Origin of the sequence: Acinetobacter tandoii (genome assembly GCF_008867985.1) — a bacterium.
In the GTDB taxonomy this organism is placed as follows: domain Bacteria; phylum Pseudomonadota; class Gammaproteobacteria; order Pseudomonadales; family Moraxellaceae; genus Acinetobacter; species Acinetobacter tandoii.
On record NZ_VXLD01000002.1, the window covers coordinates 585,851 to 601,313 of the forward strand.

The window sequence follows — 15,463 nt, forward strand, 5'->3', positions numbered from 1 at the left end:
AGCATAAATAAAAACAGCACTTTCCCTGTTCACCTAACTGTTCACCTGTAAGTGTTCACCATACAAATTAAAAAAACATACGTTCCCGTGGAAACCTGATTGGAAACTTGGAAAGGTTCGCAGTAAAAATATGGTTTTGCGTGCGAGCCACTCACACCAGCATATACTTATTAAAAATACTCTAGTTTTTCCCAACCAAAATCATGCTTTTGTCAGTCAGTTTTGTCAGTTCACAAATTGACTGTTTTCAAAGAATAAGGAAGATTGAACGGTAATCCCCCTAAAAATTGAAAGCTGTTTTCTACCTATTGGGGAATTAACAATAAAAACATGGCACATTCTCTACGTCCGGCACTGCCTAAAAGTTGCAGAATCATAGAATGAGAAAAGCGGATGGCCAGTGTGGCATGATTGCTTTGATTATCTGAGTAGCTGTTAGCAGATTGATTATGTTGTCCTGAGCGAGGTTCTAAGTTGATAATTGAACATTTAAATACATATAACGGCGCTATACAGGCTATAGCAGCAATATTGAATCTGTTTGTGATTGGATTCCTGACATATAAAGCTAATAAGCTGCAAAAGCTAAGTTATCTAAACACACAATATGCAATTTACCAGCAAGAGGTCTACGATTGCTTAAACACACTGGATGAATCTGTACAATATTTTCATTCTCAGGAATTAAGTACTTCTAAATATTTGTATGACCTTGAATTGAGTTGTGATGCCCCCTCTAACAAAGACTTATCAAATCAAGTACTCAAAAATCTACGCGATATTTTATATAAAGTAGAAGTCATCAAAGTCACACTCAGGGACAATTTATTGTCTATCAACTCATACGGCTTAAATGAAAAGCAATTGTCTTACAATATCTCTGTGCTTAAAGGCTTTAGATCATGCCTAATTGATAACAATCCAATGAAAAAATATGACTTTTTGATTAATGGTGCGGAGTCTGTTTGGTTAGATGCAGAGATCAACATGACTAATGCATTTGATGAGACCATGAAAACACTAAATGATTTATATGAAGAGGTGAAATATCTTAGGTGATAGGATGGCCGATTAATTTTGATAGCTGTGAGATCAGTAAATATAGCTGATTACTTAATTTAGTAGCACACTAAAAACCTTATGAAATGGTATTTTACGAAAATCTTTATGTGCTACGCCTTTTAGAATTCAGCTATAGTAACGCCAAAGATGCTACCGCTTTGTTCAAAAATTTAAGAAGCACATATAGGGAGTAGTTCTACTCTCAAACAGAGAATAGAACTCAAAAATCTTTAATTCATATGTTTTTTTATAAATTGGGGGTATTTTTTGGGGTATCAAATTTTAGTAATTTCAAATTAATAAATCTATTCAATAACTTATAAAATTAGTTTATGTCCCGCAGGGCGCACCATTTTATGGTGGATTTTAGTCTTTAACGCTCGAAATTAAATATAAACGGAAAATAGACCTTATATTTTGAGCCAATCCAACAAACCTGCTCCCTTAACCACATTCAACACTTAACAAATAGAAAAAAGTCTATTCACGACAATTTTATTAGGATGAAATCAAATGACCATTTGACATCATTAAGTCATAATTTTTGCCATACAATAAGCTTAGATACAGCAATCTTTAAATTATTCTAAAAGTTTTCAAATCAATTGCTCATCTCTGTTTCTAAAACAAATCAGAAATAAGCTTTGTTAACGATTAGGTTCATATCTATTTTGTATATATTCTTTGCAGAAAATATGATCTACCAATTATAAAAATAAAATATACTTAACAAAATATGTTGAGTATATAACATGAAAATATCTTTACTCATATCTTCACTTCCCACACAAAACACAACGACACGTATGAGGGTATGGCGATCTCTTAAGGCAAGTGGTGCGGCAACCCTTCGAGATGGTGTCTATGTACTCCCACTTGCACATAGCGAGAAATTTGATGCTATTGCTCATGATGTCATTTCTGAGCAAGGAACTGCTTATATATTCCATACAGAGTCCCTTTCAAATCTTGATCTTTCGAGTATGTTCAGTCGAAAAGAAGAATACGATGCTCTTTATAAACAACTTACTGCATTACGAGACCACCTGACTCAAAATCAAAAGAAAGAGCTACTCAAGCAAGTTCGTAAACTCCGAAAAAGTATCGATGCACTTGTAGAAATTGACTATTACCCTGACGAAACTCAGGCACAAGTGCTAAACGAACTTTCATTATTGGAACGCGCTATTGCCCGACTCGGTGAAGTTAACGAACCCCAAGCAATACAAACTCATATTCAACTTTTAGACAAAACAGATTATCAAAACCAAATTTGGGCAACTCGAAAAAGACCTTGGATAGATCGGCTAGCTTCTGCATGGCTGATTAAGACTTTTATCGATGCCACACCGACCTTTATGTGGTTAGAAACCCCCACTGATTGCCCCGAAGAAGCCTTAGGTTTCGATTTTGATGGCGCGAGGTTCAGCCACGTCAATCACTGGGTCACTTTTGAAGTTCTTTTACATAGTTTTAATTTAGAAACACCAGCACTCAAGAAAGTTGCTGAAATTGTGCATTACCTTGATGTCGGCGGGATTGAACCACCAGAAGCAATAGGGATTGAAAAAGTCATGCAAGGTCTTCGAAGCCAAATAAGCAATGATGAACAATTATTTGAATTATCCAATCATATTTTTGATGGCCTCTATGCCAACCTATCCAGAGAATAATCATGGAACAAGAACGGAGTACACTCCCCGAAGCAGAAATACAAGCTGTTTCATTTTGGCAAGCCTTTCTGTTTTGGCTTAAATTAGGCTTTATTAGTTTTGGTGGTCCCGCAGGTCAAATCGCGGTCATGCACCAAGAACTGGTAGAACAAAAGCGTTGGATTTCCGAGAAACGTTTTTTACATGCTCTGAACTATTGCATGCTCTTACCAGGCCCTGAAGCACAACAGTTAGCGACTTATATTGGTTGGTTAATGCATAGAACTGCTGGGGGTTTAGTTGCAGGCATTCTTTTTGTACTACCATCACTTTTTATTTTAATTGGCCTTTCATGGGTCTATGTCAAATTTGGTGATGTTCCTATTATTGCCGGACTGTTTTACGGTATCAAACCCGCCGTTGTTGCTGTTGTTTTTCATGCAACACATCGAATTGGGAGTCGATCACTCAAAAATAAATTCTTATGGTTGATTGCAGCACTTTCATTTATTGCGATTTTTTTCTTCAATTTACCCTTTCCTTTAATTGTGTTATCGGCTGCGATCATTGGATATCTGACCAGTAAAAAATATCCCACCTTATTTTCTAGCGGAAATACGCATCAGCAGAGTAAAAAAGATTATGGACGTGCGTTCATTGATGATGATACGCCTACGCCCGAACATGCGATATTTAACTGGAAACGTTTGGGCAGTATTTTACTAATGGGAGGGCTACTGTGGTTTCTTCCGATCCTAAGTCTAAGCTTAACGCTTGGGTGGAATCACGCCTATACGCAAATGGCTTGGTTCTTTACTAAAGCGGCCCTGCTCACCTTTGGCGGTGCCTATGCCGTATTACCTTATGTTTATCAAGGCGCGGTTAACTATTACGGTTGGTTAAGCCCAACTCAAATGATCGATGGCTTGGCACTAGGCGAAAGCACACCTGGGCCTTTAATTATGGTGGTTGCTTTCGTTGGTTTTTTGGGGGCATTTAACCAAGCCCTCTTAGGCCCCGATCATCTATTCTTGGCAGGTGCGATTGGAGCAACAATCGTGACTTGGTTTACCTTCCTATTTTCCTTTATTTTTATCCTCGCTGGTGCACCGATTATAGAATCGACACATAATGAGCTCAAATTTACAGCGCCCCTAACCGCCATTACAGCAGCGGTTGTCGGCGTGATTCTTAACCTCGCACTATTTTTTAGTTATCACGTGCTCTGGCCAACAGGATTTAGTGGCTCTTTTGATATCGTTGCTGCTTCAATCGCACTTGCAGCCCTAATTGGACTGTTCTATTTTGAGTTGAAAGTCATGTATGTCCTTGCTGCTTCTGCGTTAATCGGCTTACTTTGTTTTAGCTTTCTTTAATGTATATCAATTGAATGAAGGCCTTCTTTTGTGGGATGTGATTGAATCAATCCCACACTATTTTTAAACCCCTTATCTTCTATTGAAGTTGATCGTTAGGATTCACCCAGAAAACGCAATCCCACGCCTGCAATAGTAAAAATATACTTTGGGTTCATCGCTGAATCTCCGATTTTGGTTCGGAGTTTTTTCACCAAGATTCGAAGATAATGGGTATCTTCTTCATGCGTGATGCCCCATAACTCCGTCATGATTTGTTTTTGAGTCACGATCTTACCTTGATGACGAATCAGCAGTGCCAACAGTTGAAATTCTTTTTTGGTGAGAATAATTTCTTCATGGGCTAATTTGACGACATGCTCAGCCACATCGACGGATAATTGACCATCATCAAAGACAATGTTCAGTCCAGATTGCTGCGGTTTATTACGAAACATCACTCGAATACGCGCACATAATTCCTGAATGCTAAACGGTTTGGTGACATAATCGTTTGCACCTGCATCTAACAATTTAATTTTTTGATTTTCATCAGGGCGTGCAGATAACACAATCACAGGAATATCCGACCAGAGTCTCATCTCGGTCAATACCTGCTGTCCCTCCATATCAGGTAAGCCCAAATCTAAAATCAGTAAATCCGCACCACGGGTTGCCAAAATTTCTAAGCCTTGCATGCCATTTTCAGCGACATGCACCTGATAGCCTTGTGCGCGTAAGGCAATGTCCAAAAATTTTCGGATTTGAGGCTCATCATCAATAATCAGAATTGATGCATTGGGATGAATTGTTTGTGGCATAAAAATGTTTTTAGTCCTGATGTAACGGTAATCGTATGCGAATTAAGGTGCCTTGACCATCTGTTCCGCCAAAAGCTTCGATACTGCCCATATGAGCGCCAATAATGGCTCTGACAATCGCCAGCCCTAAACCTGTCCCCGTTTTCCCACGATCACCACGCTGCATGGTATAGAACATATCAAAAATTTGTTCACGTTCATCTTCAGGAATGCCGATCCCCTGATCGATAATGTCAATTTGCAGAAATTGTTGCTCTTGCTGAATTTTCAATTCAATCGGAACATTCTCTGGTGAGAACTTGGCGGCATTTTCCAAGACATTAAAAATGGCTTGTTCAATCAAAGCAGGATGCACATACAATTGCGGAAGTTCTTCCGCCAAAACAACTTCGATTTTCACCTCAGGCTGATAGCGTTTCAGTCGTTGAGTTGCCGAGCCAATCAGCTCATCCACACCGATCCAAGCACGACTCAAAGTCAACCCTTGATGACCTAATCGAGTCATATCCAACAGGTTTTGAATATAACGATCAAGTCGTTCGCCCTCGATATGAATGGTATCTAATAATTCATGCCGATCGCTTTCAGGCATTTGTTCACCATAATATTTAAGCGTATCTGCTGAACCAATCATCGCGGCTAAGGGTGAACGTAAATCATGCGAGACCGAAGAAAGTAAGGCGGAGCGGAGCTTTTCCGTTTCAGCCACCACACGAGAATTTTCTAACTGTAAAGAGAGCTGAACCCGAGCAACAGTTTGCGCAATGTCTTCAATCATCAACTCAGTTAAACGTTGCAATTCAAAACTGATGCTTTGAGCGTTTTGATGAAACCGAATTGCAATCACCCCATATTCTTTCACCAAATTTAACGGAATAAACCACCAATCAGAATTGGTCAGTGTATTGGTAAAACGTCCACAGGGTTTCGCATTCTTTTGTGTCCAATCTGCGGCAATCTGATCTTTTTCATTTAAAGCAGAGAAATCCCCTAAAGACTGATTTTCAACTTTTAACCAGACCGTCGCATTTAATGAAGTTTCCAAATGTTGTTTGGCCACGGTTAATACCTGTTCAATATCTACACAAGTCGATAGCTTGCGCTCTAATTCTTGTAATTGTAACGAGACTGAATTTGCTGCGCGTAAACTCAACACCTGAGCACGTAATTGATTGGCTAAACGCCCGACCAGTAAGGCTGAAATAATGAACGTGATAATGGTAATCACGCCGCGTTCAGCACTGATCATAAAGGTAAAGCGAGGTTCGATAAAAAAGTAGTTGTAGAGTAAAAAACAGATGAATACGCTGATAATTGTAATCAACATACGGGCACGTATCGCAACCAATAATACAGTCACAATAAAAATCAAGGCTAAGTCGCTATACCCAATAAAATGATCACTGATTGCCGCCACAATCAGTCCTAGCCATACAATAATGATACTTTCGAATACTTCGCGTCGATTAAAAGCCAAGCCTTGTTCTTGCCAAGATGAATGAGCTATATCGTTCGGGCTGGTCTGATTATTTTGAGCTTTTAAAGGTTGAACAAAAGTGATTTCAAAAGGATGCTGTTTTTCTAACAGTTGGTCAGCAATATGATCTGAAAATAAGCGTTGCCATAGCGATTTTTGAGGGCTTTTGCCAAGTAAAATATTGGATGCACCATAATCGTAAGCCGCCTGTAAAATGGTCGATGCAATATGATTGCTATACAGCAAATAGGTATCTGCACCGAGCTTACGCGCTAGGTTAAAAGCCTTCGTCACCGTAAAAATTTGCGTCGTTTCGGCTTTACTTTTTTGAATCGAAATGACGCTCCACGTTGCATTGCGTCTTTCCGCAATCCGATGGGCACGGCGCACCAAATCTTCTGAAAACTCAGAACCATCTATCGCCAACAGGACGTGATTTTGAATCGGGATAATCTGCCCTTGCGCAACAAATTTTTCTCGATAATCAATATCGACCTGCCCTGCAACAGTTTGAATCGCCAGATCACGTAACGCTGTCAAATTCGCAGCTTTAAAAAAACCTTGTAATGCATGGGGTGCAACATCAGCGAAATAAATCTTGCCATGATTCATCCGTTCTAATAATTCGGGAACAGGTAAATCAACCAGTCGAATGTCTTTCAAACGTTTCAGTAATGCATCAGGGACGGTTTCAGTTACCCGAATCCCAGTAATTTGAAAAACCACATCATTAAGGCTTTCCAAATGCTGAATATTTAAGGTGCTATAGACATCAATACCTGCATCCAACAACTCATTGACATCCTGCCAACGATATTCATGCCGACTATTGGGTACATTACAATGTGCAAGTTCATCAACAAGCACAATTTGAGGCTTTAATTTAAGAATTTGGTCGAGATCCATCTCGTCTAACATTCGCCCTTGATATTCCACAGACTTTCTTGGAATAACATTCAGCCCTTGAATCAAACGTTCGGTATCAGATCGACCGTGGGTTTCTACGACTCCGACCACCACATGCTGCCCTTGTTGCATCAGCTCATGTGCTCGGGTCAGCATGGCATAGGTTTTCCCAACCCCAGGTGCTGCACCCAAGAAAATGGTTAAACGTCCAGATTGTTCACGTTGACTATGTGCCAACCATGCATCTGCTTTATTGTTTCGGTCGATCTGCATAAGGTCTGCTCTATCAACGTATGGTCGATGACAATTGCTCTAAGGCTAAATTTAACCGCAACACATTCACTCGCGCTTGCCCATATACGCCGAACTGTGCAGGCTGAATTTGTTGTTGTACCAAATCACGAACTTGTTGCTCAGGTAAATGACGTTGCTGTGCCACTCGTTTCACTTGTAAAAAAGCACTTTCAGGTGATATATCAGGGTCAATCCCACTGCCTGATGCCGTAACCATATCGTTCGGTACCTTCTGCTCTAAAATATGATTGTCTTGAGCAAATTGCACCGTTCTTTCCTTAATTTGTTTTTGTAAGTCAGGATTGGAAACTGCCAAATTACTGCCCGCCATCCCATCAACACTGTAACTTACCGCACTTGGCCGTCCATGGAAATATTGTCCACCGACAAAATTCTGCCCTACCAAACTTGACCCCACTACTTTACCATTCAGTTCAATGACACTGCCATTGGCTTGTTTCGGAAAAATCAACTGCGCAATCGAAACACTTGCTGTAGCGTACAACATGCCTGCAATCAAGAAACCAACCGTAACCAAACCGAGGCTTGGGCGTAAAACCGAATGAACAGGATTCGATAATTGAAGATTTTTTTGGTTCAATTGCTCATGCTTCAATAAAGTATTCATATCTCACTCCTAAATCCACAATGACACAATAAGGTCAATGAGCTTGATCACAATAAATGGAAAGATCACACCACCTACACCGTAAATCAGCATATTACGGCGTAACAATTGCAGCGCACTGGCAGGTTTGAATTGAACGCCTTTGAGTGCCAATGGAATGAGCATTGGAATAATCAAGGCATTAAAGATCAAAGCGGAAATCACTGCACTGCTTGGACTACTAAGTTGCAAAATATTCAATACCCCAAGTTGTGGAATTGCCACCGCAAACAATGCAGGTAAAATGACAAAGTACTTAGATACATCATTTGCCAAAGAAAAAGTGGTTAATGCTCCACGAGTAATCAATTGTTGCTTACCAATTTCGACCACATCTAGCAATTTGGTTGGATCAGAATCTAAATCCACCATATTGCCCGCTTCTTTGGCTGCTTGAGTACCTGAGTTCATAGCTAAACCAATATCTGCCTGTGCCAAGGCTGGTGCATCGTTGGTGCCATCACCCACCATTGCGACTAATTTTCCTGCTGCTTGTTCGTTACGAATACACGCCAATTTGTCCTCAGGTCTCGCTTCTGCAATATAGTCATCCACCCCTGCTTCGGCCGCAATCGCAGCCGCAGTCAATGGATTGTCTCCCGTGACCATAATGGTTTTGATGCCCATTTCACGTAACAGTGCAAAGCGTTCTTTAATGCCTTGTTTGATCACATCCGAAAGTTCAATCACACCTAAAATATTGTGATTCGAAGCCACCACGAGTGGTGTTGCACCTTTAGAAGCCACTTGCTCTACACGAGTTTTAAGCTCAATGTTGTCTTGAATATTTTGATGGGTAAAGTTAAGAATGGCATCGACAGCACCTTTACGAATCGTTTGTCCAGTTGCTAGATTTACTCCTGAAAGACGAGTTGATGCACTAAACTGAATGAATTCGGCATCTTTCGGCTCTTGGATACTTTCACCTAATTCTTTCCCAAGGCTGATGACCGACTTCCCTTCAGGCGTTGGATCGGCAAAAGAGGTCAGCATCGCTGCTTGGCGTAACTCACTGGGTGTCACACCTGCCAATGGATAAAAAGCAGTAGCTTGGCGATCTCCATAGGTGATCGTGCCTGTTTTATCCAAGAGCAACACATCAATATCACCCGCAACTTCAACCGCTTTACCTGATTTGGCTAAGACATTGGCTTTTAAAGCACGGTTCATCCCTGCAATCCCAATTGCAGGCAGCAAGCCGCCAATCGTGGTTGGAATTAAACAGACCAACAGTGCAATCAGCAAAACCATACTGATTTTGATCCCAACCATTGAACCAATAAAAGGTAAGGTTGCCACCACCACAATAAAGGTGATGGTCATGATATTGAGTAAGATACTCAGTGCGATCTCATTCGGTGTTTTCTGACGGTTGGCACCTTCAACTAGGGCAATCATACGGTCCAAGAAGCTATGCCCTGCTTCATTACTGACTCGAATAATAATTTCATCTGACAAAACCTTAGTCCCACCAATCACCCCTGAACGGTCAGTATTGGCTTCACGCAGTACGGGCGCAGATTCACCTGTAACGGCTGATTCATTGATGGTCGCAAAACCCTGAATAATTTCACCATCCGCAGGAACAATTTCACCTGCTTTAACGATGACTAAATCATCCTTTTTCAGTAAATTTGCAGAAATCACTGTCGGTACGGCATTTAAATCGAGAATACGATTTGCAGTTAAATTTTCACGCGCCTGACGTAAAGATGCAGCTTGTCCACGTCCCTTGGCTTCTGCAACCGCCTCGGCATAATTAGCAAATAAGACCGTGACCAATAAAATCAAGCTTAGGACTAAGCCAAAACCTAAACTGGCATTACCCATCAAAGTGGCAACAAGGGTTAAAACTGTTCCTACCCACACACATGCCATCACTGGATTTTTAAACGCGTGTTGAGGCAGCAATTTATGGAAAGTTTGCTGAATAATTTCTTTATTCAAGATATCCATCTGTTGTGTCGCATTTGAATGTTTCATTGTGCTTGCTCCACGCTTAAACTTTTATCGACAAATAGTCAGCAATTGGCCCAATCACCAACACTGGCATGAATTGCAACAAGGTCAGAATCAGCACGATCCCGATTAAAGTCAGGGCAAAGGTTGGAGATTCGATCTGTAAAGAACCTTTGCTTTCGGCTGCTTGCGGTTTGGTTGCTAAACTCACTGCAATCAAAACAGGAATAATCAATACGCTATAACGCCCTGCCAATAACGCCACACTGGCACTTAGGTTCCACCAAAGCGTGCTATCACCTAAACCTTCAAAGCCCGAACCATTATTGGCATAGGCAGAAACATACTCATAAAACACTTGGCTAATGCCATGAAAAGCTGGATTTGAACTCCCTGTCATGGATGGAAAGGCAATCGCGATGGCCGTCAAACTCAGAATCACTACAGGCTGTAATAGAATCACCAACGCTAATAACTTAATTTCAGTGACTTCAATTTTTCGACCAAATAGTTCAGGAGTACGCCCTGTCATCAAACCTGCGATAAATACGGCAAGAAACAGGTAAATAAAGAACTGTAATAGCCCACAACCAATCCCGCCCCAAATGGCATTGATCAGCATATTGCACAGTTCAACCAATCCCGTGAGTGGTGAAGCCGAGTCATGCATCATATTGACTGAGCCGTTATTGACTTGTGTAGTCAAGCTTCCCCACAGTGCGGATGCCTCAGCACCAAAACGGGTTTCCTTGCCTTCCATCCATGCCATATTGGGAATTAATGAGGATTTTTCTGTCCACAGAGTGAATACTGTTGAAGACAGTGACATCAACAACATGCTGCCAAAAATCATCCACATCAGTTTTTTGCGTTGAATAAAACGCCCAACCATAAACACTGCAGAAAGTGGAATCAGTAAAATCGCTATCATCTCAATCACATTGGACAATGGTGTTGGATTTTCTAAAGGCACAGTACTGTTTGGTCCATACCAACCACCACCATTACTACCCAGTTGTTTAATCGCCACCATCGGTGCAACGGGACCCAGTGGGATATGCTGAGTTTTAATTTCTGTGCTTTGCTCTAAAACTTGTGCTGTTGGACCCGCAGATAATGTTGCTGGGACGCCTTGAAAAGTGAGCAGCAAAGAAAAAATCAAACCAAGTGGAATGAAGAATCGAAATAAGGGGCGGATGATATCCATCCAATAATTGCCCAGATTGATACGATTCCATTTGTTTTGCTCTGAGTTTTCTGCTTGAGCTGATTGTAAAAATAAAGCTCTTAACATCGCGACCAGTAAGGCAAGTCCCATGATTGGCGACAAATATTGCAATCCTACAATCACGGTCATTTGTGATAGATAAGACAATTGTGCCTGCCCAGAATAATGCTGTTGGTTGGTATTGGTCAGGAAGGAAATAGTAGTGTGTAAAGCCAAGTCCCAATTCATATTGGGAATATGGTCTGGGTTCAATGGTAACCAGGCTTGAGCCATTAAAATAGCGACACTTGCCCCCAGCAATAAAATATTGCTCAGAACAAAAGCTCCCAAATATTGTCGCCAGTTCATCCCACTGCGCTTGACGCCGAGTACCGCATAAATCGGTTGCTCAATCCATTTAAAAAAACGGTCACTTTTCATTGGCTTGGCTTGCATCACATCCGCAAGATAAGCACCAAGCGGGTAAGCCAGCAATAATGAAAAGACAAATACAGTAATAAATTCCCACATAGCAAATGCCATTTAAAATAGGTCAGCATTAGTATGGAAATTGAGGGCGTAAATTCTCTATATTGAAAAAAGTCAGCTGCGTAAATTTCGCGTAAATTTTTAAATGATTCAGATTAGGGATAAAAAATTGACTTTAAATAAGAAGGGAAAAATCATCAGTGAACTAGCGCAGAGAATGTCTACAATCGGCACATCGGTTATTACTCATCACCAACAAAATGTTAGAACAAAGGGGTGGAAAGCTAAAAATCAAAATTTCAATGTTAAAAATACGCTCTAATCTGTTCTGCATCATTGAAAATATCTATATTACAGTTTTTACCCAAGATTTTACTTGAATAACTTCTGCATCTGCTTAGTCGCATCAAAATCACATATTACATCTGTTTAAAATTAATCGAATAATGATACATTCTTCATGTTTGAATTTGAAACCAAGCATTCGCTTGAAATGAATACTGAATTAAGCAGAATGGAGGGCAAACCAAATGATAAAAAATTATTTATATAAATTACTTACTCGAATATAGGTTCATCCGTTTAGAGCAAACTGAATTCATGTCTAAAATACCAGAACATGAATCAAGTTTGCTCAAAGCGTTCAATATTTTTATGATTTAGGAACAGTATTCATCACGCTGATTTTCAATCAGAGAAAGCGCAGCATTCCATGCTTTCAGCATTACCATCTCAATAATGTCCGCCTCAAATTGTTGTGCAGTATGTTGACGTACCGCTTCTGACGGAACATGTAACTCTGCTCCACCTGCCATGGCTTTAATTTGTGCCTGACACGCACGCTCTAAAAAATAGATTTCATGGAAAGCACGCTGAATGCTATCACCTGTGGTTAATAATCCATGATTACGTAAAATCATGGCACGATTTTGCCCCAAATCTTTTACCAAACGCTCACGTTCCTCTGTACACAATGCCACGCCTTCATATTCGTGATAACTCACTTTGTTATAAAATTTTAGGGCATGTTGAGAAAGTGGTAATAAACCATGTTTCTGAGCGGAAACCGCAATACCATCTGCGGTGTGAGTATGAATGACGCAATGCACATCTTTACGTGCATGATGGATGGCTGAATGAATCACAAAGCCAGCCGTATTCACCATTTTACCTTGGTCATAATCTGCGACAGTATTACCGTCATAATCAATCTTAACCAAATGCGAAGCCGTCATTTTTTCAAATGGAATACCATATTGATTAATGAGGAAATGACCATCTTCATCAGGTACACGCAAACTAATATGTGTATCAATTAAATCTGTCATACGGAAATGTGCAATTAAACGGTATAAGCCAGCAAGCTGGCAACGTGCTTCCCATTCCGTTTCAGATACGACATCTTTTAGACTTTTCATTGTTTGTAAACTTGTCATCCCTTAATCCCTGTTTTATATCGCTGACTCATACTTGAGTAAATTAGAAAAAATAGCATCAACCCATTATTTCAAATAAAGTTAGTTCTTTATGCTTTCACTGACCTAACCTTCAAATGAATCTTTCGCTTCTTAGCCATTCAGCATCTGTCCATCGAAACTTTAATGAGCTATCGCAGTAACAATCCATGCTTAAAAACATTCTTTATCATAGCGTTGTTTGAGTCTTGAACGATTCTGCTATTTTTTAATCTTATTGTCTTTGAATTGGCATCGTCATTCGTATTCCTTTACTGTGGACATGATGCGTATTACTTTTATGTGAATATAAATTGCCCTTTATCCCTCAATAGCAAAATAAAACATCCGCCTTTAAACTTGAAAATCTAATGCCTAAAACAGAGTCATTAAATTGCTGTGAAATCATTTACATGTTAAAAATAAAGAACTTTATAATTTTATATATGAATCCCAATGAATAAATATATTGCTGCAACTCTCATCTGCGCAAGTGTGATTAGTCATGCTGCTTTTGCCACTTCTCCACCCGCTCCAATTCAACAGCAAAAACAAATCGCAGGTTATTACCAATATCAAGCGGGTGATGTGCAAATCACGGCTCTCCTTGATGGTACCAACTTTATGTCACCGACTCTTTTTAAGAATCTGCCTGAAAAAGAAGTCCATGAAATTTTAAAGAAATACTATGCCGACCAAGCTAAAGGCATACAAACCTCGATCAATGCCTTTTTAGTCAATACAGGCAATTCACTGGTTTTAGTAGATAGCGGAGCTGCGAGCTGTTTTGGTTCACATTTAGGTTCAGTCGTAAACAACTTAAAGGCTTCTGGCTATAAACCTGAACAAGTCGATACTATTTTACTTACGCATTTACACCCAGACCATGTTTGTGGGATCAGCAAAAATGGTGTTGCCAACTTCCCCAATGCCACAGTTTACGTATCAAATGATGAAGTCAATTTCTGGCTCAGTCCAAAGCAAGTCGAAAAACTACCGAAAGAGAAACAAGCAGGCTACTTAGGAACTGTAGAAAAAATTCAGCAAGCTATAGCCCCTTATCAAGCTAAACAGCGTTTTAAAACTTACAAACTTGGCGATAAGATTCAGGGATTTGATGTAATAAATACTGCTGGACATACCCCAGGACACTTCAGTTATGCGCTAAAAACGAAAGATGAAACGGTGGTATTTATTGGTGACATTGTGCATTCACATACTGTGCAATTCGATAAACCTGAAACCGCTATTGAATACGATATTGATCCTAAACAGGCCGTTGCGACCCGCTTAAAGCAGTTTGCAGGGTATGCAAAAAATGGGGAAACCATTGCTGCACCACATTTACCATTCCCAGGAATTGGACACATCTATTCAGTAGATGGAAAAAGCTATCAGTGGATTCCTGTGCATTTTAAGGACTAGTCTATAACTGAACCACCCTCTCCGTTTAGGAGAGGGTCAACGATGTAAAACTGTTACTTCATTCCAAAAATAAGTTTTAACCCAAGTAAAGTCATAACCCCACCTGCTACACGGTCAAAAATCGCTTTCGATTTTAAATAAACTTTCCGTGGACCTTCTGCTGACAAAGCAACTGCCACCAATGAATACCAACCTGCATCAATAAAGAAACACAACATCGGTAATACGACATAAAAATAGGTCGGAATATCTTTTGGCAATAAAGCGGTGAAAATACTGGCCAACACAATCGCAATTTTTGGGTTACTCATTTGTGTAATTAAGCCCAATCGGTACGCTTGTTTATAGCTCATTGGAGCTGTTTCACCATTCGTGGTTTCCATTGGCTCCTTAGCATGCTTAATAATTTTAAATGCCAGCCAAAGTAAATATAAACCACCACAGATTTTTAAAGCGAGATATGCCGAAGGCACGGCTAATAGAATGGCTTGTAAACCCATCACCGCCAATAAACCGAACAACGCTGCACCTGTTCCTGTACCCAATGCAGTAAACAAACCGTGTTTACGCGAAATCGCAATTGAGTTTTTCGCCACATAAATAAAGGTCGGCCCAGGGCTAATTGCGCCTAACATTAAAGCTAAGGTAATTGAACCTAATATAATGAGCGATTCCAAAGCGCACCTCGATGCATT

The 15,463-nt window shown here is 40.2% G+C and carries 11 protein-coding genes; 4 read left to right on the forward strand and 7 right to left on the reverse strand.

Features of this window, described 5'->3' with window-relative positions; all coding sequences use genetic code 11:
* Nucleotides 1–474: 474 nt before the first annotated feature.
* The 3 genes from F4W09_RS05760 (at nucleotide 475) to chrA (ending at nucleotide 4,090) form a co-directional block, all read left to right on the forward strand.
* Nucleotides 475–1,059, forward strand: coding sequence for a hypothetical protein (locus F4W09_RS05760; RefSeq protein ID WP_151504280.1), 585 nt, complete (start codon nucleotides 475–477; stop codon nucleotides 1,057–1,059).
* A 755-nt stretch (nucleotides 1,060–1,814) separates the two neighbouring features.
* Nucleotides 1,815–2,735: a chromate resistance protein ChrB domain-containing protein gene (locus F4W09_RS05765; RefSeq protein ID WP_151504281.1), complete on the forward strand. Its 921-nt coding sequence runs from the start codon at nucleotides 1,815–1,817 to the stop codon at nucleotides 2,733–2,735.
* A gap of 2 nt (nucleotides 2,736–2,737) precedes the next feature.
* A complete protein-coding gene (gene chrA / locus F4W09_RS05770; protein WP_151504282.1) occupies nucleotides 2,738–4,090 on the forward strand; it encodes a chromate efflux transporter in 1,353 nt (450 codons plus the stop codon).
* Nucleotides 4,091–4,185: 95 nt separating this feature from the next.
* Here chrA and F4W09_RS05775 read toward each other — a convergent pair whose 3' ends face one another.
* From F4W09_RS05775 to F4W09_RS05800, 6 genes are all read right to left on the reverse strand, one after another.
* Nucleotides 4,186–4,890 (reverse strand): response regulator, encoded by a 705-nt coding sequence (locus F4W09_RS05775; RefSeq protein WP_151504283.1) that lies wholly within the window; start codon nucleotides 4,888–4,890, stop codon nucleotides 4,186–4,188.
* A gap of 10 nt (nucleotides 4,891–4,900) precedes the next feature.
* Nucleotides 4,901–7,546: an ATP-binding protein gene (locus F4W09_RS05780; RefSeq protein WP_151504284.1), complete on the reverse strand. Its 2,646-nt coding sequence runs from the start codon at nucleotides 7,544–7,546 to the stop codon at nucleotides 4,901–4,903.
* Nucleotides 7,547–7,559: 13 nt separating this feature from the next.
* Nucleotides 7,560–8,195, reverse strand: coding sequence for a potassium-transporting ATPase subunit KdpC (gene kdpC / locus F4W09_RS05785; RefSeq protein ID WP_151504285.1), 636 nt, complete (start codon nucleotides 8,193–8,195; stop codon nucleotides 7,560–7,562).
* 9 nt (nucleotides 8,196–8,204) lie between these two features.
* A complete protein-coding gene (kdpB, locus tag F4W09_RS05790; RefSeq protein ID WP_151504286.1) occupies nucleotides 8,205–10,217 on the reverse strand; it encodes a potassium-transporting ATPase subunit KdpB in 2,013 nt (670 codons plus the stop codon).
* Nucleotides 10,218–10,233: 16 nt separating this feature from the next.
* A complete protein-coding gene (gene kdpA / locus F4W09_RS05795) occupies nucleotides 10,234–11,931 on the reverse strand; it encodes a potassium-transporting ATPase subunit KdpA (RefSeq protein ID WP_151504287.1) in 1,698 nt (565 codons plus the stop codon).
* A gap of 617 nt (nucleotides 11,932–12,548) precedes the next feature.
* Entirely contained in the window at nucleotides 12,549–13,325 is a 777-nt protein-coding gene (locus F4W09_RS05800) for a class II aldolase/adducin family protein (RefSeq protein WP_151504288.1), read from the reverse strand.
* 474 nt (nucleotides 13,326–13,799) lie between these two features.
* Here F4W09_RS05800 and F4W09_RS05810 point away from each other — a divergent pair, with 474 nt between their 5' ends.
* Nucleotides 13,800–14,768 carry an MBL fold metallo-hydrolase gene (locus tag F4W09_RS05810; RefSeq protein ID WP_151504290.1) on the forward strand — a complete coding sequence of 323 codons (969 nt, stop codon included), beginning with the start codon at nucleotides 13,800–13,802 and terminating at the stop codon, nucleotides 14,766–14,768.
* Between the two features lie 53 nt (nucleotides 14,769–14,821).
* Here the strand turns inward: F4W09_RS05810 and F4W09_RS05815 are convergent, their stop codons facing one another.
* Nucleotides 14,822–15,403, reverse strand: coding sequence for a LysE family translocator (locus F4W09_RS05815; RefSeq protein ID WP_171069569.1), 582 nt, complete (start codon nucleotides 15,401–15,403; stop codon nucleotides 14,822–14,824).
* Between the last annotated feature and the right edge of the window lie 60 nt (nucleotides 15,404–15,463).

Excerpts from the sequence above, each read along its gene's own strand:
- F4W09_RS05765 (WP_151504281.1), top strand. The coding sequence starts at position 1,815 with ATGAAAATATCTTTACTCATATCTTCACTTCCCACACAAAACACAACG.
- chrA (WP_151504282.1), top strand. The coding sequence starts at position 2,738 with ATGGAACAAGAACGGAGTACACTCCCCGAAGCAGAAATACAAGCTGTT.
- F4W09_RS05775 (WP_151504283.1), bottom strand. The coding sequence starts at position 4,890 with ATGCCACAAACAATTCATCCCAATGCATCAATTCTGATTATTGATGAT.
- F4W09_RS05780 (WP_151504284.1), bottom strand. The coding sequence starts at position 7,546 with ATGCAGATCGACCGAAACAATAAAGCAGATGCATGGTTGGCACATAGT.
- kdpC (WP_151504285.1), bottom strand. The coding sequence starts at position 8,195 with ATGAATACTTTATTGAAGCATGAGCAATTGAACCAAAAAAATCTTCAA.
- kdpB (WP_151504286.1), bottom strand. The coding sequence starts at position 10,217 with ATGAAACATTCAAATGCGACACAACAGATGGATATCTTGAATAAAGAA.
- kdpA (WP_151504287.1), bottom strand. The coding sequence starts at position 11,931 with ATGTGGGAATTTATTACTGTATTTGTCTTTTCATTATTGCTGGCTTAC.
- F4W09_RS05800 (WP_151504288.1), bottom strand. The coding sequence starts at position 13,325 with ATGACAAGTTTACAAACAATGAAAAGTCTAAAAGATGTCGTATCTGAA.
- F4W09_RS05810 (WP_151504290.1), top strand. The coding sequence starts at position 13,800 with ATGAATAAATATATTGCTGCAACTCTCATCTGCGCAAGTGTGATTAGT.
- F4W09_RS05815 (WP_171069569.1), bottom strand. The coding sequence starts at position 15,403 with ATGTTAGGCGCAATTAGCCCTGGGCCGACCTTTATTTATGTGGCGAAA.